The sequence below is a fragment of the Haloterrigena turkmenica DSM 5511 genome (assembly GCF_000025325.1).
Lineage (GTDB): Archaea > Halobacteriota > Halobacteria > Halobacteriales > Natrialbaceae > Haloterrigena > Haloterrigena turkmenica.
Genome location: NC_013743.1, coordinates 907,860 through 927,965 on the forward strand (window position 1 = coordinate 907,860; position 20,106 = coordinate 927,965).

Annotated in this window: 19 protein-coding genes; 7 read left to right on the forward strand and 12 right to left on the reverse strand. The window is 67.3% G+C overall.

The annotated features are described in order from the left end of the window. Window positions 1-31: 31 nt before the first annotated feature. Complete coding sequence (locus HTUR_RS04405) at window positions 32-778, reverse strand: NAD(P)/FAD-dependent oxidoreductase (RefSeq protein ID WP_012942098.1); 747 nt, start codon at window positions 776-778, stop codon at window positions 32-34. A gap of 400 nt (window positions 779-1,178) precedes the next feature. Here HTUR_RS04405 and HTUR_RS04410 point away from each other — a divergent pair, with 400 nt between their 5' ends. Together HTUR_RS04410 and HTUR_RS04415 are read left to right on the forward strand one after the other, a co-directional pair. Beyond that, entirely contained in the window at window positions 1,179-2,369 is a 1,191-nt protein-coding gene (locus tag HTUR_RS04410; RefSeq protein ID WP_012942099.1) for a M48 family metalloprotease, read from the forward strand. A 58-nt stretch (window positions 2,370-2,427) separates the two neighbouring features. Further along, a complete protein-coding gene (locus HTUR_RS04415) occupies window positions 2,428-2,949 on the forward strand; it encodes an SRPBCC family protein (RefSeq protein ID WP_012942100.1) in 522 nt (173 codons plus the stop codon). A gap of 68 nt (window positions 2,950-3,017) precedes the next feature. Here HTUR_RS04415 and HTUR_RS04420 read toward each other — a convergent pair whose 3' ends face one another. From HTUR_RS04420 to HTUR_RS04435, 5 genes are all read right to left on the reverse strand, one after another. Next, complete coding sequence (locus HTUR_RS04420; RefSeq protein WP_012942101.1) at window positions 3,018-4,244, reverse strand: MFS transporter; 1,227 nt, start codon at window positions 4,242-4,244, stop codon at window positions 3,018-3,020. Continuing rightward, window positions 4,241-4,405 (reverse strand): hypothetical protein, encoded by a 165-nt coding sequence (locus HTUR_RS27225; protein ID WP_187291469.1) that lies wholly within the window; start codon window positions 4,403-4,405, stop codon window positions 4,241-4,243. The genes HTUR_RS04420 and HTUR_RS27225 overlap by 4 nt, the downstream gene beginning before the upstream one ends. 142 nt (window positions 4,406-4,547) lie before the next feature. Then, window positions 4,548-6,173 (reverse strand): SLC13 family permease, encoded by a 1,626-nt coding sequence (locus HTUR_RS04425; RefSeq protein ID WP_049941603.1) that lies wholly within the window; start codon window positions 6,171-6,173, stop codon window positions 4,548-4,550. A 79-nt stretch (window positions 6,174-6,252) separates the two neighbouring features. Further along, window positions 6,253-6,504 (reverse strand): hypothetical protein, encoded by a 252-nt coding sequence (locus tag HTUR_RS04430; RefSeq protein WP_008896283.1) that lies wholly within the window; start codon window positions 6,502-6,504, stop codon window positions 6,253-6,255. Between the two features lie 150 nt (window positions 6,505-6,654). Beyond that, window positions 6,655-7,722 carry a M42 family metallopeptidase gene (locus HTUR_RS04435; RefSeq protein ID WP_012942103.1) on the reverse strand — a complete coding sequence of 356 codons (1,068 nt, stop codon included), beginning with the start codon at window positions 7,720-7,722 and terminating at the stop codon, window positions 6,655-6,657. 179 nt (window positions 7,723-7,901) lie between these two features. On the opposite strand from HTUR_RS04435, the gene HTUR_RS04440 reads away from it, so the two are divergent. Both HTUR_RS04440 and HTUR_RS04445 read left to right on the forward strand, forming a co-directional pair. Continuing rightward, window positions 7,902-9,068 carry a thiolase domain-containing protein gene (locus tag HTUR_RS04440; RefSeq protein WP_012942104.1) on the forward strand — a complete coding sequence of 389 codons (1,167 nt, stop codon included), beginning with the start codon at window positions 7,902-7,904 and terminating at the stop codon, window positions 9,066-9,068. Beyond that, complete coding sequence (locus HTUR_RS04445) at window positions 9,068-9,463, forward strand: Zn-ribbon domain-containing OB-fold protein (protein WP_012942105.1); 396 nt, start codon at window positions 9,068-9,070, stop codon at window positions 9,461-9,463. The genes HTUR_RS04440 and HTUR_RS04445 overlap by 1 nt, the downstream gene beginning before the upstream one ends. 271 nt (window positions 9,464-9,734) lie before the next feature. Here the strand turns inward: HTUR_RS04445 and HTUR_RS04450 are convergent, their stop codons facing one another. From HTUR_RS04450 to HTUR_RS04460, 3 genes are all read right to left on the reverse strand, one after another. After that, the gene (locus HTUR_RS04450) at window positions 9,735-10,697 is read right to left on the reverse strand and encodes an alpha/beta fold hydrolase (RefSeq protein ID WP_012942106.1); all 963 of its coding nucleotides are present in this window, start codon (window positions 10,695-10,697) and stop codon (window positions 9,735-9,737) included. A 90-nt stretch (window positions 10,698-10,787) separates the two neighbouring features. After that, window positions 10,788-11,861, reverse strand: a complete 1,074-nt coding sequence (gene meaB / locus HTUR_RS04455) for a methylmalonyl Co-A mutase-associated GTPase MeaB (RefSeq protein ID WP_012942107.1) — start codon at window positions 11,859-11,861, stop codon at window positions 10,788-10,790. Next, window positions 11,858-12,274 carry a cobalamin B12-binding domain-containing protein gene (locus tag HTUR_RS04460; protein ID WP_012942108.1) on the reverse strand — a complete coding sequence of 139 codons (417 nt, stop codon included), beginning with the start codon at window positions 12,272-12,274 and terminating at the stop codon, window positions 11,858-11,860. Before HTUR_RS04460 ends, meaB begins: the two co-directional genes overlap by 4 nt. A gap of 220 nt (window positions 12,275-12,494) precedes the next feature. Between HTUR_RS04460 and HTUR_RS04465 the strand changes: the two genes are divergently transcribed. Further along, window positions 12,495-13,169, forward strand: coding sequence for an HD domain-containing protein (locus HTUR_RS04465; RefSeq protein ID WP_012942109.1), 675 nt, complete (start codon window positions 12,495-12,497; stop codon window positions 13,167-13,169). A gap of 315 nt (window positions 13,170-13,484) precedes the next feature. Further along, window positions 13,485-14,060: a DUF7332 family protein gene (locus HTUR_RS04470; RefSeq protein WP_012942110.1), complete on the forward strand. Its 576-nt coding sequence runs from the start codon at window positions 13,485-13,487 to the stop codon at window positions 14,058-14,060. A 4-nt stretch (window positions 14,061-14,064) separates the two neighbouring features. On the opposite strand, the gene HTUR_RS04475 is transcribed toward HTUR_RS04470, so the two are convergent. Continuing rightward, entirely contained in the window at window positions 14,065-14,745 is a 681-nt protein-coding gene (locus tag HTUR_RS04475; protein ID WP_012942111.1) for a LysE family translocator, read from the reverse strand. 126 nt (window positions 14,746-14,871) lie between these two features. Between HTUR_RS04475 and HTUR_RS04480 the strand changes: the two genes are divergently transcribed. Beyond that, window positions 14,872-15,540: an O-methyltransferase gene (locus HTUR_RS04480; RefSeq protein ID WP_012942112.1), complete on the forward strand. Its 669-nt coding sequence runs from the start codon at window positions 14,872-14,874 to the stop codon at window positions 15,538-15,540. A gap of 459 nt (window positions 15,541-15,999) precedes the next feature. Here the strand turns inward: HTUR_RS04480 and HTUR_RS04485 are convergent, their stop codons facing one another. Beyond that, the gene (locus HTUR_RS04485; RefSeq protein WP_012942113.1) at window positions 16,000-16,455 is read right to left on the reverse strand and encodes a hypothetical protein; all 456 of its coding nucleotides are present in this window, start codon (window positions 16,453-16,455) and stop codon (window positions 16,000-16,002) included. Window positions 16,456-16,530: 75 nt separating this feature from the next. Further along, window positions 16,531-20,091, reverse strand: coding sequence for a PAS domain S-box protein (locus tag HTUR_RS04490; protein WP_049941606.1), 3,561 nt, complete (start codon window positions 20,089-20,091; stop codon window positions 16,531-16,533). Window positions 20,092-20,106 lie beyond the last annotated feature (15 nt).

Consider the following 20,106-nt stretch of genomic DNA (forward strand, 5'->3'; position numbering starts at 1 on the left):
ATTTTCCGGGCGGCGGTTCACGGGACGCGAATCAGTCCTCGTCGTCGCGGTCGACGCTCGGGTGCATCGTCGGCTGTTCGTCGAGCGGTTCGGCGAAGGCCTCTCGCATCGTCTCGCGGGCCCGCTCGTCGCGCTCGAGCCGTTCCTCGTCGTCGATCTCCTCGCAGCCCGGCGGCACGTCGCGGTCGCGGCCGGTGAAGTAGCCCTCGGGCGTGACCCAGTCCTGATAGAAGGCGACGTCGGCGTCGTAGATGACCGCGAGGGCGACTTTCGCTCCGTGGCCGGCCGCGACGACGGCCTGATGGGGTTCGTCGGCGATTCGGCCCGCGGCGTAGACGCCGTCGACGGCCGTCCGTCCGCCCTCGTCGACGCTCACGAAGTGCTTGTTACCCCGTTGCATCCGCCCGACGTCCAGCGGCTCGAGGTAGTCGCTGTTCGGCCACGAGGCCGCGACGATGCGACGCGTCTCGAGGGGGTCGCCGCCCTCGGTCTCGAGGACGAACCCGTTCTCGAGTTCGCCTTCGGTGACCGGTTCGGCGTGGGTCACGCGTCCGAGTTCGAATTCGGCACCCGCGTTCCGCGCCTGTTCGCGGCTCAGTTGCAGGTACCGACGGGCGTCGACGCCGTCCGGGAAACCAGGGTAGTTCTCGAGGCTGGCGTTTCGTGCGAGGATGGATTCGCCCCCGTCGATGACGAGGGTGTCCAGGCCCGCTCGAGCGGTGAAGATCGACGCGGCGAGGCCGGCGACGCCGCCACCGACGATGCAGAGATCTCGCATGGCGCGTCGTTGTGCGCGGCGCGTATAGAAGATTATCCTCTCTCGAACGTCGCAACTGTGCGAACGAGCATCGCTCATTACCTGGGAATTACCTCCGTCCGCTGGCAACGGGGATTTCCACACCCACCCCAGCCGATTTCTCCTCACGGGTGCGAAGCACCCGTTCGGATGGTTCGCGGGACCGACGGTCCCGCGCGATTCGCGTTTCGAGGCGCTCCCTTCGGTCGCGCCTCGCCGACAGCGCGCGCCACCGCCCATCGGTTCGACGGTCTTGAGTCCACGCTTTCCCTCCATCTGTCGATCACGCGAGTCGCTATGGACACTGGTTGTGTTTGCAGACGCCGTGGTAATGTGGGTGGCCCGACACTATTTTCCATCGCGGCACCGAAGTAGTCGGGCGATGTTCGCGACCATCGCGTTCGTGCTCGCGCTAGCTCTCGGCCCCTTCGTCGCCTTCCGCGCGTACGCTCGTCGGGTCGAGGCGACGGACGCACCGGTCGAGGATCGCCTCCACCGACTCAGACGGGTCCAGCAGGCCGGCGGCTTCGTCCTGCCGATCGCCGCCGTGATCGGCCTTCACTTCCTCGAGTTGATCGGCCGACCGAACGCCGTCGTCGGATCAGCGGGTCCCGAACTGTTCGGGATCGACGTCCTCGAGTTCGTCGCCATTACGGTCGTCTCGTTCGGGGTGGCGACCCTTCCACTCCTTTCGATGGCGCTTGGCACGTACCCGGCGGTCAGCTCGCTGCGGGACACCTCGGCGTCGGCGTGGCGGATCGTGAAGGGCGTCCTCGCGGCGATGGCGGCCGTCGCCGTCACGGTCGCGGTATCGATCGGGGGCCTGCTCGCGCTCGTCTCGACGGTCGGCTCGTCGCTGTCGGTTCTCGTCGGCGGCTTCGCCGTTCTCATCGCCGCCAGCTACGGCCTCTCGCCGTACCTGATCGCCGTCTTCCAGGACCGGGTGCCCCTCGAGGGTGCGGACCGCGAGCGCGTCGAGCGGCTCTGTACGGAACTGGGCTATCGGCCCCGCAGCCTCTATCTGTTCGAGGGCGGGTCGACCAAGACCGCGAACGCCCTCGTCGCGGGCACGGTTCCGGGGTTCCGGTACGTCTTCCTCACCGACTACCTCCTCGAGGCGTGCGACGACGACGAACTGCGGGCGATCCTCGCCCACGAATTCGGTCACGTCGCCGGCCGCCACCTCTGGCAGCGGGGGCTCCTGGCGGTGGCCGTCTTCGGTGGCTGGACGGTCGCGGTCGAGATTCTCGGCGTCGGCATCCTCGAGGACCGATTCGGATTCCTCGGGATCTTCCTGCCGCTGATGGCGGTGTTCGGGCTCTACCAGGTCGTCTTCCTCGGCGGCCTCGCGCGCTGGCAGGAGTTTCGGGCCGACGCCTACGCGGCCCGTCGGGCGGGTCGCGACGCGACGATCGCGGCCCTCGAGACGCTCGCCGACGCGAACGACACCCGCCGCGACGCGGGGCTGCTCTACAGTCTCGCGACCCAGCACCCGCCGATCGACGACCGACTCGAGGCGATCCGCGACGGGAGCGACGGCGCGGATCGGTCGCCGGTGACCCCGACCGAGTGAGCGGCGACCGCTCGTAGAAAAGCGAATTCTTACTTTCAGTTCCGTTGTAAGGGGGATCGTGGATAGAATTCTCCTCAGCACGCTCGCCTATCGCCCGCCCGAGGAGGTCTTTCCGTACGTGCGGTCGTTTACCGACTACCCGCGGTACACGGAACACCTCAAGGAGGTTCGCGTTCACGGCGACGGCGACGTCGGTTCGATCTACGACCTGAAACTGGCGTGGTGGAAGCTCAGCTACACCGCCCGCTCGAAGGTCGTCGCCATCGACGCGCCGTCGTCGCTCGAGTGGCGGCTGACCAACGACATCGACGCCCGCGGCGAGTGGCGCGTCGAACCGGAGCCCGAATCGGCCCCCGAGGGCGAGGAGACGGCGAGTCGGATCTACTTCGAGGCGATCTACGACCCGCACTCGGCCGACGAGAACACGCTCTCGCTGCCCCGGTTCGTCTCGCTGGACTGGGTCGTCAAGAAAGTCGAGCCGAAACTGCTCGGAGAGGCCCAGACGGTCGTCGAACGGCTCGTCGCGGACATCGAAGGCGAGCCCCGCGACGTCGAGTTGACGGTCCACGAGATGCCCTGACCGGCGGGACGGCCGGGGTGACGGTTTTCGGCCCGATGTATCCAATTTCGATCTGAGTCGGATTCTCACTAACGTCGGCCGACGCCCCGACGACCGATGAGCACCAGGAACAGGACGAACGCGACGAGCGTGGCGCACGCGAGCAGCGTCCACGCGTCGTCGTAGCCGCGAGCGTCGACGAGGTAGCCGAACGCCGGCGGCGCGACGAGCGCGCCCGAATTGAGCGCGAGTTGCCCGCCCGCCGTGGCGCTTCCGATCCCGTCGTTCGGCACGATCGAGCCGATACACGAGTAGTAGACGCCGGTGAAACCGAGGATGAACGCGCCGAGCAGCGCGAACAGTCCCAGGACGACGAGCGGCGGTTCGACGAACGGGATCGCCGCGAAGAGGACCGCCGAGACGCCCGCCTGAATCGCCAGGAGCACCAGCGTCGAGCGCGTCAGCGATCCGAACCAATTGTCGGCGATCCAGCCGAACCCGATGCGGCCGACGCTCCCGCTGGCCTGCGCGGCGGCGAGGGTCGCCCCGGCGAAGACCGAACTCGCGCCGACGACGTCGGTCACGTAGAGGAGCGTGTAGCCGACCGTGGTGAACAGCCCCGCGCCGAGGAAGAACCCCGCGGCGACGAGCAGTGCGTACTCCGGGTCCCCGACGTGCGTCCGGAGGGACGTTCCGGACTCGTCGGCGTCGCCGGTTCCGGCGTCGTAGCAGACGCGGAATGCGACGGTGACGACGGCCGCGACCGCGCCGGCCCCGAGAAACGCGACTTCCCAGCCGACGCGACTGGCGCTGAGCGGCACCAGTAGCGAGCTGAGGCCGCTCCCGGCGGTCACGCCCATCTGTTTGATGCCCATCGAGACGTTGAGCCGCTCGGCGGGGATCGCGTTGAAGACGGCCTTATTCGTCCCGGGGATCGCCGTCGCGTAGAAGGCTCCGAGGACGGCGACGGCACCCAGCAGAAGGGGGTACGTCGAAACGGCGGTTACGAGGACGGTCGTCGCGCCGAGGCCGGTTAGGCCGACGATCAGCACTCGAGCCTCACCGTACCGGTCGATGAGGCGGCCGACGGGCGCGACGCAGATCGTGTACCCGAGCATCAGCGCGGTCAACAGGAACCCGATCCGAGTTGTCGAAACGCCGAACTGCGCTCGAACGAACGGCGTGACCGCGTAGACGGCGTAGAAACAGCCGCTCGCGGCGACCTGCCAGGCGAGGATGAGGGCGGTGTACCCCTTCCAGCTCCGCGGCTGCAGATCGAGGGCGGTGCCCGGCACGGACTCGGTCGGCACGTTCATCGTCGCGTCTCGGCCTCCGTCCGTTCGCCGGCGTCGTCTCGATCGGAGCGGGTACGCGACGCTCGAGGGGAGAGCGCCGCGTTCGGTCCGCGGTCGTCGCTCCCGTAGTACCATCGCGCCGTCGCGCTGGGCGTCGGCGTCGATTGCTTCGTGTCAGTCATCGATCGTGATAGGGAGTACGCGTAGCTCGTCGGTCTCGAGGCTCGGTCAGCCGCGCACGTGATCTCGTACTCGGTTCCGCCGGGTTCGATCGCGAGAGGATCCAGCGATGCGCGACCCTCTCGCGGCGCCGCGCGATCGAACTCACCACAGCGTGTGCGGCCAGACGAAGGTGAACAGGAACCAGATGAGGCCGGTCAGAACCGCTGTCATGATGGCGTTCAGGATGAGTCCCGTTCGCAGCATGTGGCGCTGCTCGACGTAGCCACTCCCGAACACGATGGCGTTCGGCGGCGTCGCGACCGGAAGCGCGAACGCGAAACTCGCGGCGATCGTGCCGGCCACGGCGAGGAACAGCGACGTCGAGAAGTCGGTGAGGCCGAGCGTCGCCGAGAAGACGCTCCCGAGACTGATCAGGATGGGGACGATGATACTCGTCGTCGCGGCGTTGGACGTCATCTCGGTCAGGAAGATGACCAGCAGGACGACCACGGCGATGATGAGGACGATGGGCGACCCGACGAGCCCCCCGAAGACCGTCTCGGCGATCCACTCCGTCGCGCCGGTGTCCGCGAGGGCGTTCGCCAGCGAGATGCCGCCGCCGAACAGCAGCAGCGTTCCCCAGTCGATATCGACCAGTTCGTCCCACTCCATCGTGTCGGCCAGCACGAGCGCGGGCACCGCGGCGACGCCGACCAGCACGTAGTACAGCAGCCCCTGATGGCCGTCGACGCCGAAGACCGTCGCCCCCTCGCCGCCGAACAGCGACGTCATCCAGACGGTCGAGAGGTGCGGTTCGAAGAACTCACCGAGCCCGCCGACCATCCAGAGGCCGGCCGTCGCGGCGAAGATCACGGCGACTCGCTTGCCGCGCGTACTGAGTTCGCCCTCCGCAGCGAGTTGCTCCCTGGCGGTCGCTCGAGCCTCGGTGACGTCCGGAACCTCCGGCGGATAGAGGACGTAAGTGAGGAGGAGCCAGACCAGCGGGAGCGTCACGACGACGATCGGAAAGCCGACGAGGAACCAGTCGGCGAAGCCGACTTCGTAGTCCAGAACGGCGTTCAGCTGGCCGACGAGGATCGCGTTCGGCGGCGTGCCGATGATCGTGCCGACGCCGCCGACGCTCGCCGCGTAGGCGGTTCCCAGCAACATCGAGATCTGGATGTTCGTGAACTCGTTCGTCGTCGCCGATTCGACGGTTCCGCCGTCGGCGGCCGTTTCGGTCGGCTGATCGTCGGGGACCGGATCGTCGACCGAGGCGAGATCGTCGCGATCGAGCACCTGCGTGAGGACGCCGACCGCGATCGGCGTCATCATCGCCGTCGTCGCGGTGTTCGAGACCCACATCGACAACGTGGCGGTCACAACCATGATCGCGAGGATCAGCCGACGGGGCGAACTGCCCATCTTGGCGATGGTGTACAGCGCGATCCGCCGGTCGATGTCGTACTTCTGGATCGCGTTCGCGAGCATGAAGCCCGCCAGAAACAGAAAGATGATGTGATCGGCGAACCCCGATAGCGCGACGTCCATGTCGTCGTAGACGCCGGTGCCGGTCAGCAACAGCGGGATCGTCAACGCGGTAACCGCCAGCGGGAAGGTGCCCGTCACCCAGAGGAAGCCCGCGAAGAACATCGTCGCGAGCGCGTACTGGCCCGCTATCGAAAGACCGGTCGGAGACGGTGCGGCCGCGATCGCGACCGTCCCGATAACTGCGACGAGGAACTTGACGATTCGCTTGTTAGACTGGCTCATTCGACCGTGTATCATTGATACAGTCGATGATTATCATTATCGTCCTTAAGTCTTGTCATGGGGTCACATCCTGCGAAGCGCCGCCGAACGGCCGCTAAAAGTGACGAACGATCGCGCGGATCTGGTCTTCGGTGAGCTCCTCGCTGTAGAGTTCGAGGAGCGTTTGCCGGCGGGACCGGGAGAGGGACCGATTTCCGTTCTCGAGCATCGAGATGTGGGCCTGCATGAGCTCGGGAACCTCCCGCTCGACCGCCCGCTGCTCGTAGCCGGCCGCCACCCGAAGCAGCCGCCAGCCGAGGGGCGAGATCCGGTCCAGATCCAGATCCGGAACGTCAGAAGATGTCATACGTAGTCGGTGCAGTGAGTGTCAAAAGGCTTTGTTGAAATCGTTCGGCCGACGGCACTGTCTTTCCGCCCGATACGGTCGGGACGAAACAGGACGATCGGCGATCGACGATGGTCGATGACGATCGCTCGAAACCTCCCCGGGTCGGTCTCAGAGAGTGTAGTCCTCCTTGCCGTCCTCGCTCGAGAGGAACGCCTCGAGGAGATCGATCATCGCCGCGACGTCGTCGACGTGGGCGGCCTCGGTCGGCGTGTGGAGGTATCGCGTCGGAATCGAGATCGCGCCGACGGGTTTGGCGCCGTTGGAAAGCTGGAAGCCGGCCGTGTCGGTGCCCCCGGCGGGGAGGATCTCGCGCTGGTAGTCGATTTCCGCCTCGTCGGCGACCGACTGGAGCCGCTTGTGGACCTTCGGGTTCGTGATGACGCTCCCGTCCTTGAGTTTGATCGCCGCGCCGTCGCCGAGTTCGGTGACGCGATCGCCGGCCTCGAAGCCGGGGATGTCGTTGGCGACGGTGACGTCGAGCGCGAGCGCCAGATCGGGATCGACGTCGACGCCCAGCGCGCGGGCGCCCCGCAGGCCGACCTCCTCCTGGACGGTCGCACAGAAGTGGATCGTCACGTCGGGCTCGGTGATCCGGCGAGCCGCCTCGAGCATCGCGAACAGACAGATCCGGTCGTCGAGCGCCTTGCCGGTGACCGTCTCACCGACGCGCTCGGTCGTCTGATCCATCGTCACGAGGTCACCGGGCGAGACCCGCTCCTCGAGGTCCTCGTAGGGGAGACCGACGTCCACGACGACGTCCTCGACCTCGGGAGTCTTCTCGCGGTCCTCGTCGCTCAAGGTGTGTGGCGGCGGCGAACCGATGACCCCCGGCAGGTCGCCGTCGTCGGTGTGGATCGTCACCCGCTGGGCCTTGAGGACGCGCGCGTCCCAGCCGCCCAGCGCGTCGAGTTCGACGAAGCCGAAGCCGTCCTCGCTGCCCTTGAGGTGGCGGACCATGAAGCCGATCTCGTCCATGTGGGCCGCGACGGCGACCGAATAGTCGGACTCGCCCTCGAGCGTCCCCACGACGTTCCCCATCGCGTCGGTTCGGATCCGGTCGACGTTCTCCTCGAACTCGTCGACGACGAGGTCACGGACGCGGTCCTCGTAGCCGGGGACGCCACTCGTCTCGGTCAGTTCCGTGAGAAATTCGAAATCGAACGGGACGGATTCCATGACCGATCTTGTGAGCGGTTCGACTATAAACCCGCGGATGGCGAGCCCGCGACGAGCTCGGTCCGCGAAATCGATTCGCGGGTCGCTCGCGGGCCACGCGTGTGAATCACGTGACGGTCGTAGCGGGTTTCCATATTAACCGCGGAGTATTAACGCGGTGGTCCACTAAACGTGTGTATATGAGTGACGTACGTGTCGCAGGTGTCGGCCTGACTCCGTTCGGAAACGCGCCCGAGCGGACCAGCCGGGACCTCTTCGGGGAAGCGAGTATCGCGGCGTTCGAGGACAGCGGTGTCCCTCGAGACGACGTGGACGCCCTCCTCTACGGCAACTTCATGGGCGAGCTATCCGAACATCAGGGTCACCACGGGCCCCTCATGGCCGAGGCCGCGGGCGTGAGGGCGCCGGCGACCCGCTACGAGTCCGCCTGCGCCTCGAGCGGCACGGCCGTCCGGGACGCCGTCATGCGGCTCCGCAACGGCGAGGACGACGTGATCCTCGTCGGCGGCGCCGAGCGGATGACCAACCTCGGCACCGCGGGCGCGACCGAGGCGCTCGCGATCGCCGCCGACGACCTCTGGGAGGTCCGCGCGGGGATGACCTTCCCCGGCGCCTACGCGTTAATGGCCCAGGCCTACTTCGACGAGTACGGCGGCGAACACGAGGATCTGGCCCACATCGCCGTCAAGAACCACGAGAACGCACTGAACAACGAGAAGGCCCAGTACCAGAGCGCGATCGAGGTTAGCGACGTCCTCGAGGCTCCGCAGGTCTCCAGCCCGCTGGGACTGTACGACTCCTGTCCGATCTCCGACGGCGCGGCCGCCGTGGTCCTCACGAGCGAGGAGTACGCCGAAGAACACGGCCTCGAGGCACCGGTCTCGATCAGCGGCACCGGACAGGGCGGCGACCGGATGGCCCTCCACGACCGCGAGTACCTCGCGCGCTCGCCCGCGGCCCGCGAGGCGGGCGAAGAGGCGTACGCCGACGCCGGCGTCGAGTCCGCGGACGTCGACTTCGCGGAGGTCCACGACTGCTTCACGATCGCCGAAGTGCTCGCGATCGAGTCGCTCGATCTGTTTCCGATCGGCGAGGGCATCTCGGCGGCCCGCGACGGCCGGACGACCGCCGACGGCGAGACGCCGATCAACCTCTCGGGCGGCCTGAAGGCCAAGGGCCACCCGGTCGGCGCGACCGGCGCCTCCCAGATCGCCGAGGTGACCAAACTGCTCTCCGGGAACCACCCCAACAGCGAGTTCGTCGAGGACGCGACGACCGGCGTCGCCCACAACGCGGGTGGCACCGTCGCGAGTGCAACTGTCCACGTGCTGGAGGTGAGCGAGTGATGAGCGAGACTGACTCCGAAACCCGAGACGCCGGCTTCGACGAGTGGCTCGACGCCGCCGAGGAGGACCGAGCGTACTACCTCGCGTGCCCGAACGACCACGGCTCCCTGCCGCCCCGTCGGGTCTGTCCCGACTGCGGTGCGACCGAACTCGAAGAGCTCGAGTTACCCGAGAGCGGCGAAATCCAGACGTTCACCGTCACGCACGTCCCGACGCCGGCGTTCGAGGAGGACGCCCCCTACGCGACGGCCATCGCGAACTTCGGTCCCGTGCGCATCACGGGACAGGTCGTCGGCATCGGCCCCGCGGACGTCGAGACCGGACTCGAGGTCGAACTCGAGGTCACGGTGTCGGAGACGACAGGCGAGCGCGTGCTCGGGTTCAGCCCAGTATAGCGGCTCGAATCGCTGTTTTCGGCACTGTTTGATACACGATCACATTGAGTTTTGCGGACGGAGTCTCCCCCGCCGACGCGAGATAAATCGGTGGACAGAAACCGCGAGTACCCCTACCCGCTGTCCACCGTCCTACTCGGCGAGTCACACTTCGATGGAATATGCTTTATGGCTCAGCTCGCGACTCGATCGGTGAGTCGCACGCACTGAACGACGGCGCGATAGGCGGGTACCTGTCGCGAAAGTCGACAGAATTCCGCCATAACTGCCGTTACTCCCCGATATCGACGTCGACGTATGGCAGCTCCGCGGTCAGGTACTCGACGAACTTGTCGGGGTGCTCGGCGTGGGGCAGTTGCGTCGCGTAGTCGATGACGACGAGGTCGGTGTCGGCGGCCTCGGCGAGGTCCCGCCCCTCGCGCAGCGGCACGAGGTCGGCGTCGCGACCCCAGACGAGCGTGGTCGGGGTCTCGAGGCCGGCCAGTTCGGTCTGCAGGTCGAAGTCGGGGTCGAGGGTGCCGCTACTGAAGGAGGCGGTCGCGTAGCGGGCGCCGGGCTGGTGGGCGCTCCGCCAGGCGTAGTCGACCGCCTCGTCGTCGATCCGGTCGGAATCGTAGTAGCCGTCGCGGTCGTAGAAGTAGCGAATCGAGGGTTTGCTCGCCAGCAGGTTGTAGAGCGTCGTCCCGACGACGGGCGCTCGGACGAGGGTCCGAACCCACGGCCGTTCGTCGGTGGTCTCGTCGGTCGGACAGATCAACACGAGCTGTTCGAAGTTATCCCGATCGGAGGCCTCGGTCTCCGCGGCGGCCTCGACGGCGAAGGAGCCGGTCAGCGAGGAGGTGACGACGATCGGTTCGTCGGCCACGTCCGCGGCGAAATCGCGGAGGAACTCGGCGTAGAGCGTCGACGAGTAGACCAGCGGCGGTCGCTCGGATCGGCCGAACCCGGGGAGATCGACGGCGATCACGTGGTACTTCTCGGCCAACCGCTCGACGATCGACCGGAACTCGTGGCTGCTCGCGCCCGCGTAGATCCCGTGACAGAGGAGCAGATCGGGATCGTTCGGATCGCCGGCGACGGTGTAGCGCGTCTCGATGCCGCGCCAGCGATACGTCCGCTCGATCCCGACGAGGGGATTCTCGAGGTCGCCCGCTCGCTTCGTGAGGAGGCGATTGCCGAGGACAGCTGCGCCGACGGTGCCGACCGCTGCGCCGAGGACTGTTCGGGCTTTCATCACCGATCGGTACGACCGCGAGCGTCTTAGATTTGCGGTTGGAACGCAGTCGCCGACACCGGAATCGCCGCCGATACCGCGTCGATTCGGTCACCCGTCATCGATCTCGAGGTCCTCGAGACAGGTCTCGATGGGGGCCAGCACGTCGTCGGCGATGGAGTAGGGATCAGTCTCGCCCTGCCGGACCGCTTCGGCGAGGTCGTCGACGCCGCCGGCGGCCGCGAGCCGGTCCTCGAGCACGGCGTTGACGTCCTCGCGCAGCAGCGTGCGGATCTCCTCGGCGTAGCGGCCGCGGACCTGTTCGGCGTGCTCGCCGGAGTCGACGAGGTACTGCCGGTGGTCGGCGAACGCCTCGAGGAGGTCGTCGACCCCCTCGCCGCGCGTGGCGACGGTCTCGACGATGGGGGTGGTCCACCGCTCGGCGTCGGCGTCGTCGACGTCGTCCTCGGGATCCCAGTCGTCGTGGGCGTCGATGACCTCCTGGCTGTGGTGGCCGCCACCGCCGCCCATGCCACCACCCTCGTCGAGCTGGATCATATCGCGCAGTTCCTGGACGGTCCGGTCGGCGCCGTCGCGGTCGGCCTTGTTGACTACGAAGACGTCTGCGATCTCGAGGATGCCGGCTTTCAGCGTCTGGATCTCGTCGCCCGACCCCGGCGGGACGAGGACGGCGACGGTGTCGGCGGTCCGGACGATGTCGATCTCGTTCTGGCCGGCGCCGACGGTCTCGATGATGATCTTGTCCTTTCCGAAGGCGTCCATCGCCTTGACGGCGTCCGCGGTGGCGGTCGACAGCCCACCGAGGGTCCCGCGGGCGCTCATCGAGCGCACGAAGACGTCCATGTCACCGACCGTCGAGGCCATCCGGATGCGGTCGCCCAGCACCGCGCCGCCGGTAAACGGCGAGGAGGGGTCGATCGCGATGACGCCGACCGTCTCGCCGCGGTCGCGGTAGGTCTCCGCGAGTTTGTCGACCAGCGTTGACTTCCCCGCGCCGGGGCTGCCCGTGATGCCGATCACGTCGGCGTCGCCGGTGTGCGCGTACAGTTCGGAGACGAGGTCGCGGTAGCCCGGCGATCGGTTCTCGATCTTCGAGATGACTCGAGCCAGCGCGCGGTGTTTCCCCGCGAGCAGGTCCTCGAGCAACTCCTCGTCGGCGCTCATCGCTGGGGAGCGTTCTCGCGGACGAACTCGATGGTCTCCTCGATCGACGTGCCGGGACCGAAGACGGCCGAGACGCCCTCCGCCATCAGTTCCTCGCGGTCCTCTTCGGGGATGACTCCGCCGGCCAGGACGAGCGTGTCCTCCTTGGCGCCGTACTCCTCGAGTCCGTCCATGATCTTCGGAATGAGCGTGTCGTGGGCTCCCGAGAGGATGGAGATCCCCAGCACGTCGACGTCCTCCTGAACGGCCGCCTGGACGATCTCTTCGGGCGCCTTGTGCAGGCCGGAGTAGATGACCTCGAAGCCGGCGTCACGGAACGCCCGCGCGATGACGTGGGCCCCCCGATCGTGGCCGTCGAGACCGACTTTGGCGACGAGACATCGGATCGACTCCTGCTCCTGTTCGCTACTCATACCCACCCTTTCCCCGGCCGTCGCTTTGATTCTAACGGATATTCATGCTATTTGCGGCCAACACCGGTTGTGTCCCTCTCGAGTCGCAGGCGGGCGCCGGGGATACCGGCCGACGAACGTATCAAAAAAATGCACTGCGCAACTGAACCAAAGGCTAAAGAGCGAAACGACCTAACATTCCGGTAATGACTATCGTTCGTTTACTGCGGAGGGATCTCTCGTGGGCGTCGAAATAAAAGAGACCAGGGTGTCCGACGCCGAGTTCGAGGAGATGAAAGGGTTCGTCTTCGAGTATCTCGCGGCCAGCGTGGAGAAGGAAGAGGAGGGCGGCCGGATGCGCTGGTATCCCTGGCACTCCGCGGAGTACCGACACAACCACATCCTCAACGTGGTCGAACTCGCCACCGAGATTGCACACGAGGAAGGCGCCGACGTCGACGTCACCCGCGTCGCCGCGCTCTTTCACGACGTCGCAAAACTAGAGACCGATCAGGAGCTCCACGCCGAGGCCGGCGCGCGCGTCGCCCGGGAGTACCTCGAGTCCCGCGCGGACTATCCCGAGTCGTTCATCGAACAGGTCTGTCGGGCCATCGAACACCACTCCTACCAGGGCGATCTGACCGATCTCACGCTCGAGGCCCAGTGTCTCATCGAGGCCGACCTCCTCGACAAGGTCGGCGCCAACGGCACCGCCCTGATGCTGTTGCGGATGGGCTACGAGGCGCGCACCCACATGGACTGCGACGAGATGGTTGACCGCGTCTTGGAGCGCGGCTACGACGCCGCCTCCCGCGTCCAGAGCGACACCGCCGAGGGAATCGCCCACCGCCGACTGAAGCGCGTGAAGTGGTTCCGGGAGTGGCTCGAGGACGAAATCGCCGCGATGGGCGAGTAGCGCATCGGTCACATCCCGTTCGACCGGCCGAGGAATGCCCTTCTCGAGCGACCAGCCGCTGAATCGGCCGTTACAACGAACTCGACGTCACCTCGAGCGGCCAGCCCGCCGATACCTGACGAGAGTCGTTGATCGCTTTGCGAGGACCGTCCGCTCGAGAGCGACGCTATCGGATTCGTCCGGCAACTGAAACGCTTCGGCGGTCGATGGCTCGTCCGGCGAGTTCCGACGGACGAACGGAACGTTTCAGAGTTCAATCAGACCGGGTCGAGTCGGCCGTTGCGTTCATGGCAATGTAGTCTCGAATCGGTGGTAATGGAACGCGTTCGCCGAACCGGCCTCGTCGTGTGTTTCTGCCTAGCTATACTGATAGTCGGGCCGGTCGCCGGGGCCGCACAGCAGTCGGCGGCCGTCGCCGACGGATCGCCCGCCGCGAGTCAACCGAAGGTCGACGCCGACGGACAGCAGGCGACGGCCTGTTTCGACGCCGGAGGCACCGAGTTTGTCACCGGTTCCGCGGACGGAACGAACATCTGGGTCCGCCTCCACGCCGGGCCGCTTACCGGTTCCGGCTGGGCGATCGGCGCCGAACTGATCGGCTCGACCGGGGGGACCTCGATCGTCGAGGTCGTCGCCGGGATCCAGTTCGTCGGCGACGGCTTCCTCAATCTCCTCTCGAGTCCCGGGGAGTCGATCGAACTGATCAGCGGGTTCGACTTCCAGTTGCCGATGCTCGAGATGGCCTCGAGCGGACTCGGAGCCGACGAGGCCGCCGGGAGCGACGGCGGCGCCGAAAACGAGAGCGGAGACAGTGCCGCGAACGAGAGCGACGACGGGCAACGCGGTGACCAACGGGCCAGCGACAGCCCGTTCGAGATGATTCGGTGCTGAATTCTCAGACGACTCGAAGCGTCCCGATCGCCAGGAAGACCAGTCCGAACCCGACGAGGACGACGGCGCTCAACGCCGCGACGACGGGCGCGAAGGCGTCGACGCGGCGGCCGACCGCGTCCAGCGTCACCGGATAGACGACGATCCAGAGCCCGATCCCCGCGAAGAAGCCAGTCAACAGCACGGGAGAGCCGGTTTCAACGACCAGCGCCCCCTCGAGGGTCGACCCGGCGGCGGGGACGTGCGAGAGGACGTCGAGCGTTCCGGGCCGGAGCAGGCCGACGCCGACGGTGAGCCAGAAGCCGATCTGGTAGGGGTTGGTCAGCGAGAGCACGAACGTCTTGCGAAAGCCCGACGCCTCGTCACTCTCGCCGGCGTCGGTGAAGGAGGCGGTGTTTCTGGCCTCCGCGATCGCACCGACGGCGAAGTACAGCATCAGCAGTCCGCCGGCGAGGTAGAGCGCGGGTCGGGCGGCCGGATAGCGGTCGATCACCGCGACGGCGCCGGCTAGCGTCAGGACGAAGAACAGCGCGTCCGCGCTCATCGCGCCCAGCCCGGCTCGGAAGCCGGCGACCCAGCCGCGGATGACGCTCTCTTCGGCGATAATCGCGTTCATTGGGCCCGGTGGCGCGGCGAGCGCGAACCCGAAGACCACGCCCGCGAGTGCGGTGGTGATAACGCTCACAGTTCTCACTGAGAGTCGGCGACGTTGCGTGAAAAGCTCGCTGAATTCGAACTCCTCCGGATATCGGCCGCCCGAGGCGCGCACTCGAGACGACGGCTTTGATACCCGGGCCGACGAAGGGAAACCATGGTCGACGTGCTTTCGGACGACATCGATCGCTTCGTTCGTGCGGTCGGGCCGGAACCGGACGAAACGCTGCGCGAGATGGACGACTACGCCCGGCGCGAGGGGTTCCCCACTGTCGGGCCCGACGTCGGCGCCACCCTCCGCCTGCTCGCCCGGCTGACCGACGCCGAGCGGATCTTCGAGTTCGGCTCCGGTTACGGCTACTCGGCCTACTGGATGGCCGAAGCGCTCTCCAACGACGGCGAGATCGTCCTCACCGAGGTCGACGCGGACGAACTCGAGCTGGCCCGCGAGTACATGCGCGAGGGCGGCTACGACGACCTCGCGCGGTACGAACTGGGAGACGCGCTCGAGACGATCGACGACTACGACGGCCCGTTCGACATGGTCCTGATAGACTGCCAGAAACACCGCTACCGCGACGCGTTCGAGGCCGTCCGCGAGAAGGTGTCGCCCGGCGGCGTCGTCGTCGGGGACAACGCGATCACTGCGGGCCCGATGGACTTCGAACACCTGCTCGCGCTCGTCGAGGGCGAGGCCCCCGACGACGTCGACGAACACACGCGGGGGATCGCCGACTACCTCGAGCGCGTGACCGACGACCCCGACTTCGAAACCATCGCCCTGCCGCTGGGCGAGGGGATCGCGGTCAGTTATCGGCTCGAGTGACGGCGACTCGAGGAACGCGGAGGTCGGTTTCGCCGCTCGAGATCGATCCCCAAAGTCGGCCGGCGCTGGCGGCCGCTGTCCCACTCTAACCGTCAAACCGGCGTGCGGTGGCGCACGCCGGGCCGCGGTGAACGGTCAGTGAATCGCGGCCCGATATCGTGCGAGGGATGAGTGAAGGAATAGCGCGGGACCTTCGTTCCCGCGGACCATGCGAACGGGCGCGAAGCGCCCGTGAGCAGACGAAGTGACTGACCGAATCGGTTGGGGAGGGTGTGGAAATCCCCCTTGCCGCGATAGCAGCGTGCTTCATACACCGTCGAGGGGACAGATACTCGCCACGGCAGGAAGCATACCCGAATAGATCGAAGAAGCGGCGGGTTCTGATCAGGCAGCGGTACGTTCTACTCGAGTCTCGAGTACGCAAACCGAACGAAGACGGTGAAAAACGACCGGGAACCGTTACTGCGTCGAGTAGTCGGAGTCGCCCTCGAGGACCTGTTCCTCGGGCGAATCGGCGCTGGTGGTGGCGCCGTACTCGCGGAAGCCGAGGAACGTCGTCGCGGCGACGGCGGTCAGCAGCGTCGCCCACGTGACCGCGGTCAGCGAGTGGGCGATCGTCGCCCCGTTTCCAGGCACGGTCGCGCCGACGGTCTCGAGGCCGACGCCGTGGAGCGCGGCGATCGCGAGGAAGCCGAGCCAGAGGGCGAGCGCGAGATCGGCGAGCGTCCGTCGGGAGACGCGAGTTGCGTACCGGGCGACACAGTAGACGCCTGTGATGGCGACCGCCGTCGCCCCGATCGTCGGCATGAGCGCCTCGACGCTACCGGTTGCGATGCCAGCGATGGCAAAGCAGGCGAACGATACGGCCAGCAACAGCCGATCCGAACGGATTGAAGTCGGAATCACGTCGTGCACCGCTTTGCCGGGATGAATAGGCGGTCGGATATATAGCTGTTGGCTCGGTTCGTCGACCGCGACTCGCGCGACGGTTCAGTCGTCAGCGGCCGGCAGCGTCACCGAGAACGTCGAGCCCTCGCCGGGTTCGGACTCGACGCGGATCTCGCCGCCGTGGCGCTCGACGATCCGTTGACAGAGCGCCAGCCCGATGCCGGTCCCGTCGTGCTCCTCGCGACCGTGCAGGCGCTGGAAGATCTCGAAGACGCGGTCCGCGTCTTCGGGATCGATCCCGATCCCCTCGTCCGTGACCGACACCCGCCATCGGTCTCCCTTGCGTTCGGCCTCGAGGTGGATTCGCGGCGGCTCCGGCCCGCTGTACTCGATCGCGTTCGACAGCAGGTTCTGGAAGACCTGTCGCAACTGGCTCGGATCGCCGCGGACGCGGGGCAGCGAGTCGGCGGTGATCTCGGCGTCGGACTCCTCGATCTGCAGTTCGAGGTCCCGCCGGACCGCTTCGAGGGTCTCCTCGAGATCGACCGGTTCGAACGGGTCGCCCCGCGTCTCGACCCGGGAGTACGCGAGCAGGCCCTCGATCATCTCGCGCATGCGCTCGGCGCCGTCGACCGCGAAGTCGATGAACTCTCGCCCGTCCGCGTCGAGCTCGTCGGCGTACCGGTTCTCGATCAACTGCAGGTAGCTCGTCACCATCCGCAGGGGTTCCTGCAGATCGTGGCTCGCGGCGTAGGCGAACTGCTCCAGTCGCTCGTTGGACTCCTCGAGTTTGCGCTGGTACTCCGCGCGCTCGGTGACGTCCTGGACGACGAGCATCCCTGCCCGAACGTCGCCGGCCGTCCGGACGGGCAGGGTGTGTGCCGACAGTCGCCGACCGTAGTAGCTCACCTCGAAGGACCGTTCCTCGCCCGCGAGGGCGGCCCGGAAGTGGGGTTCGATCTCCGCGAGGATGTCGTCGGGGTAGCGGTCGTGGATCCGCTGTCCGATCGCGTTCTCCTGGTCGATCCCGAGCTGATCGACGAGTTGCCCCCCGGCGGCCGTGTACCGCAACTCGTCGTCGTACAGCGCGACGATCCCGTTCGGGAAGTTCTCCGCGAGGGTGCGGTAGCGCTGCTCGCTGGCCTCGAGTTTGCGCTGGCGCTCCCTCCGGTCGGTGATGTCGCGGACGACGCCGACCCGTTCGCGACCGTCGGTCGCCGCGAGCGTCGCCACCGACGCTTCGACCGGAACGCGCGAGCCGGATTTCGTCTCGAGTTCGGTCTCGATCGTCGGAATCTCGCGGTCGTCGGTCGCGACCGTCTGCGCTCGGTCCATGGCCGATTCGGTGACGACGGTCGAGGCGTGGGCCCCGAGCAGCTCCTCGCGGTCGTAGCCGGTCAGTTCGGCGTAGGTCTCGTTGACGGTCGTGAACCGCTCGTCCTCGTCTAAGACGTAGATGCCGTCCTCGACGGTCTCGACGATCGTCTCGTAGGTCGTCAGCTCGCGCTCGCGGGCCTTGCGCTCGCTGATATCGCGGAAGTAGATCGATAGCCCCGTCTCGGAGGGGTAGACCTGCACCTGCGCCCAGATGCCGAGGGGCCTGGAGCGGCGTTCGAACGAGAGCGACTGCTGCGTCTCGAGGGCTTCGCGATACCGGTCTTCGAGGTCCGAACCGACCGCCTCGGGGAAGACGTCCCACAGCACGGTCCCGAGCAGTTCCGCGCGAGAGCGGCCCAGCAGTTCCTCGGCCGTCTCGTTGACGTGGGTGAACCGGAACTCGTCGTCGAGCGCGTAGAAGCCGTCCGAGACGCGACCGAGGATCTCGCTCAGTTCGGTCTCGAGCTCGCTCTTGCGCCGCTGGAGGCGCTGCTTCTGGACTTTCAGTTCAGTGATCTCCTCTCCGACCGAGACGACTCGCTCGAGCGCCCCGTCGGCGTCGAAGACGGGCGCGGCGTTCAGCGAGAACCATCGCCGTTCCCCGTCCGGTCCCTCGAGGACGATCTCCTGGTTGAACATCGGCTCGCCGGTCGCCCGCACCCGCGCCGCCGGCGACTCGTCGGAAGCGACGGTCTCGTCGACGTCGCGGACGTCCCGACCGCCGATCGTCGCCGCGTCGATCGGACTGCCGTCGGCCGCGCCGAGGGTCTCCCGCGCGCGCTGGTTCGCCCGCACGAGTTCGCCGTCGGCGTTCCGGACCGAGATGGCGACCGGTGCCGTCTGGAAGAGCTGTTCTGTCTGGGCGCGTTCGCGCTCGAGGGAGCGCTCGTGGCGAAGACGATCGAAGATCGCCTCGAGGCTCGAGGCGACGACCTTCGCCAGCGAGAGGTCGGCGTCGTCGAAGGCGTCGCGCCGCTCGGAGCCGATGATGACGACGCCGTGGTCGCCGATCGGGAGACAGATCTCGCTCCGGATGGGCGTCTCCGGGTTGTAGACGTCCGGATCAGCGGTGACGTCGTCGTCGATCTCCGCCCGTCCGCTGTCGAAGACCCGCCAAGCGATCCCCTCGCCCTCCGCGAACGTCGGAATCTCGCCGATCGCCGCCGCGGCCGGCTCCGACCAGGCGACCGGTCGGAGTTCCCGCGCGTCCGGGTCGTGGAGGAAGACGCCGTTGATCTCGAGGCCGAGGATGTCGACGAGCTGTTCGGTGGCGCGCTCGGCGACCGCCTCGCGACTGTCGCTCGCCAGCCACTCGCGGACGGCCTCGTTCAGCCGGCGTAACTGGTAGGCTCGGCGGTGCTGGTCGGTGACGTCGTAGTAGAGTTCGATCCGCCCGCCGGCGTAGGGCCCGGACTCGATCGGCCGGCCCCGGAACTCGAGCCAGCGTTCCGCGCGATCCCCGGCGGCGGTCACGTGACACTCGGAGCGTTCGGCGGCCGCCCCGTCGTCGGTCGCGGTGACGGCGTCGCGAAACGCCGCCGGGTCGGCGACGCGATCCCCGAGCGTCTCGTCGATGACGCTCTCTCTGTTCCGACCGAGCACGGTCTCGCGGTCGATGCCGAAGTATCGCTCTGCCGCCGCGTTGAGCCACGCGACCTCGGTGGCCTCGTCGAACACGAAGACGCCGACCGCGGCATCCTCGAAAACCGTTGCGGCCGCTTCGGTCGGCGTTTCCGTCGGTCGAGCGGTCTCGCGGTCGGGCTCGGAGTCGACTCTCTCGCGGTCGGCGTCGGATCCGGCTCCTCCGCTGCTGGTGTCAGACTCGGAACGCTCGCGGACGACGCCGATCGAACCGCGGAACTCGCCGTCGACCCGAACCGGCGCGAGTCGAAGCCGGTAGGGTACTGCCGTCCCGTCGGCGGTCCGAAGCGCGCACTCGAGGGTCGTGACGGATTCCGGACCCCGACGCGCGTCGGCATCGTCTCGCCGCTCGAGGTCGGCGCGGTCCTTCCCTTCGGCCTCGGAGTGAGTCTGCCTCGCGGCGTCGAGTTGCGCCGCCTCGTCCGTCGACAGCAGCGTCGAGACGTGTTCGCCGAGCAGCGCCTCGCGGTCGCAGCCCGCCGTCGACAGCAACGTCTCGTCGACCGCGACGAACCGATCGTCGGCGTCCAGCCGGAAGACCCCGTCGTCGACTACGTCGACGAGCGCTCGCGTACACTGGCGGGCCGTGCGGTCGTCGCCGACCGCCCAGTCCGTCGCGTTCGCCGACTCCGATCGTTCGCTCATTGCTCTTACCAGCGC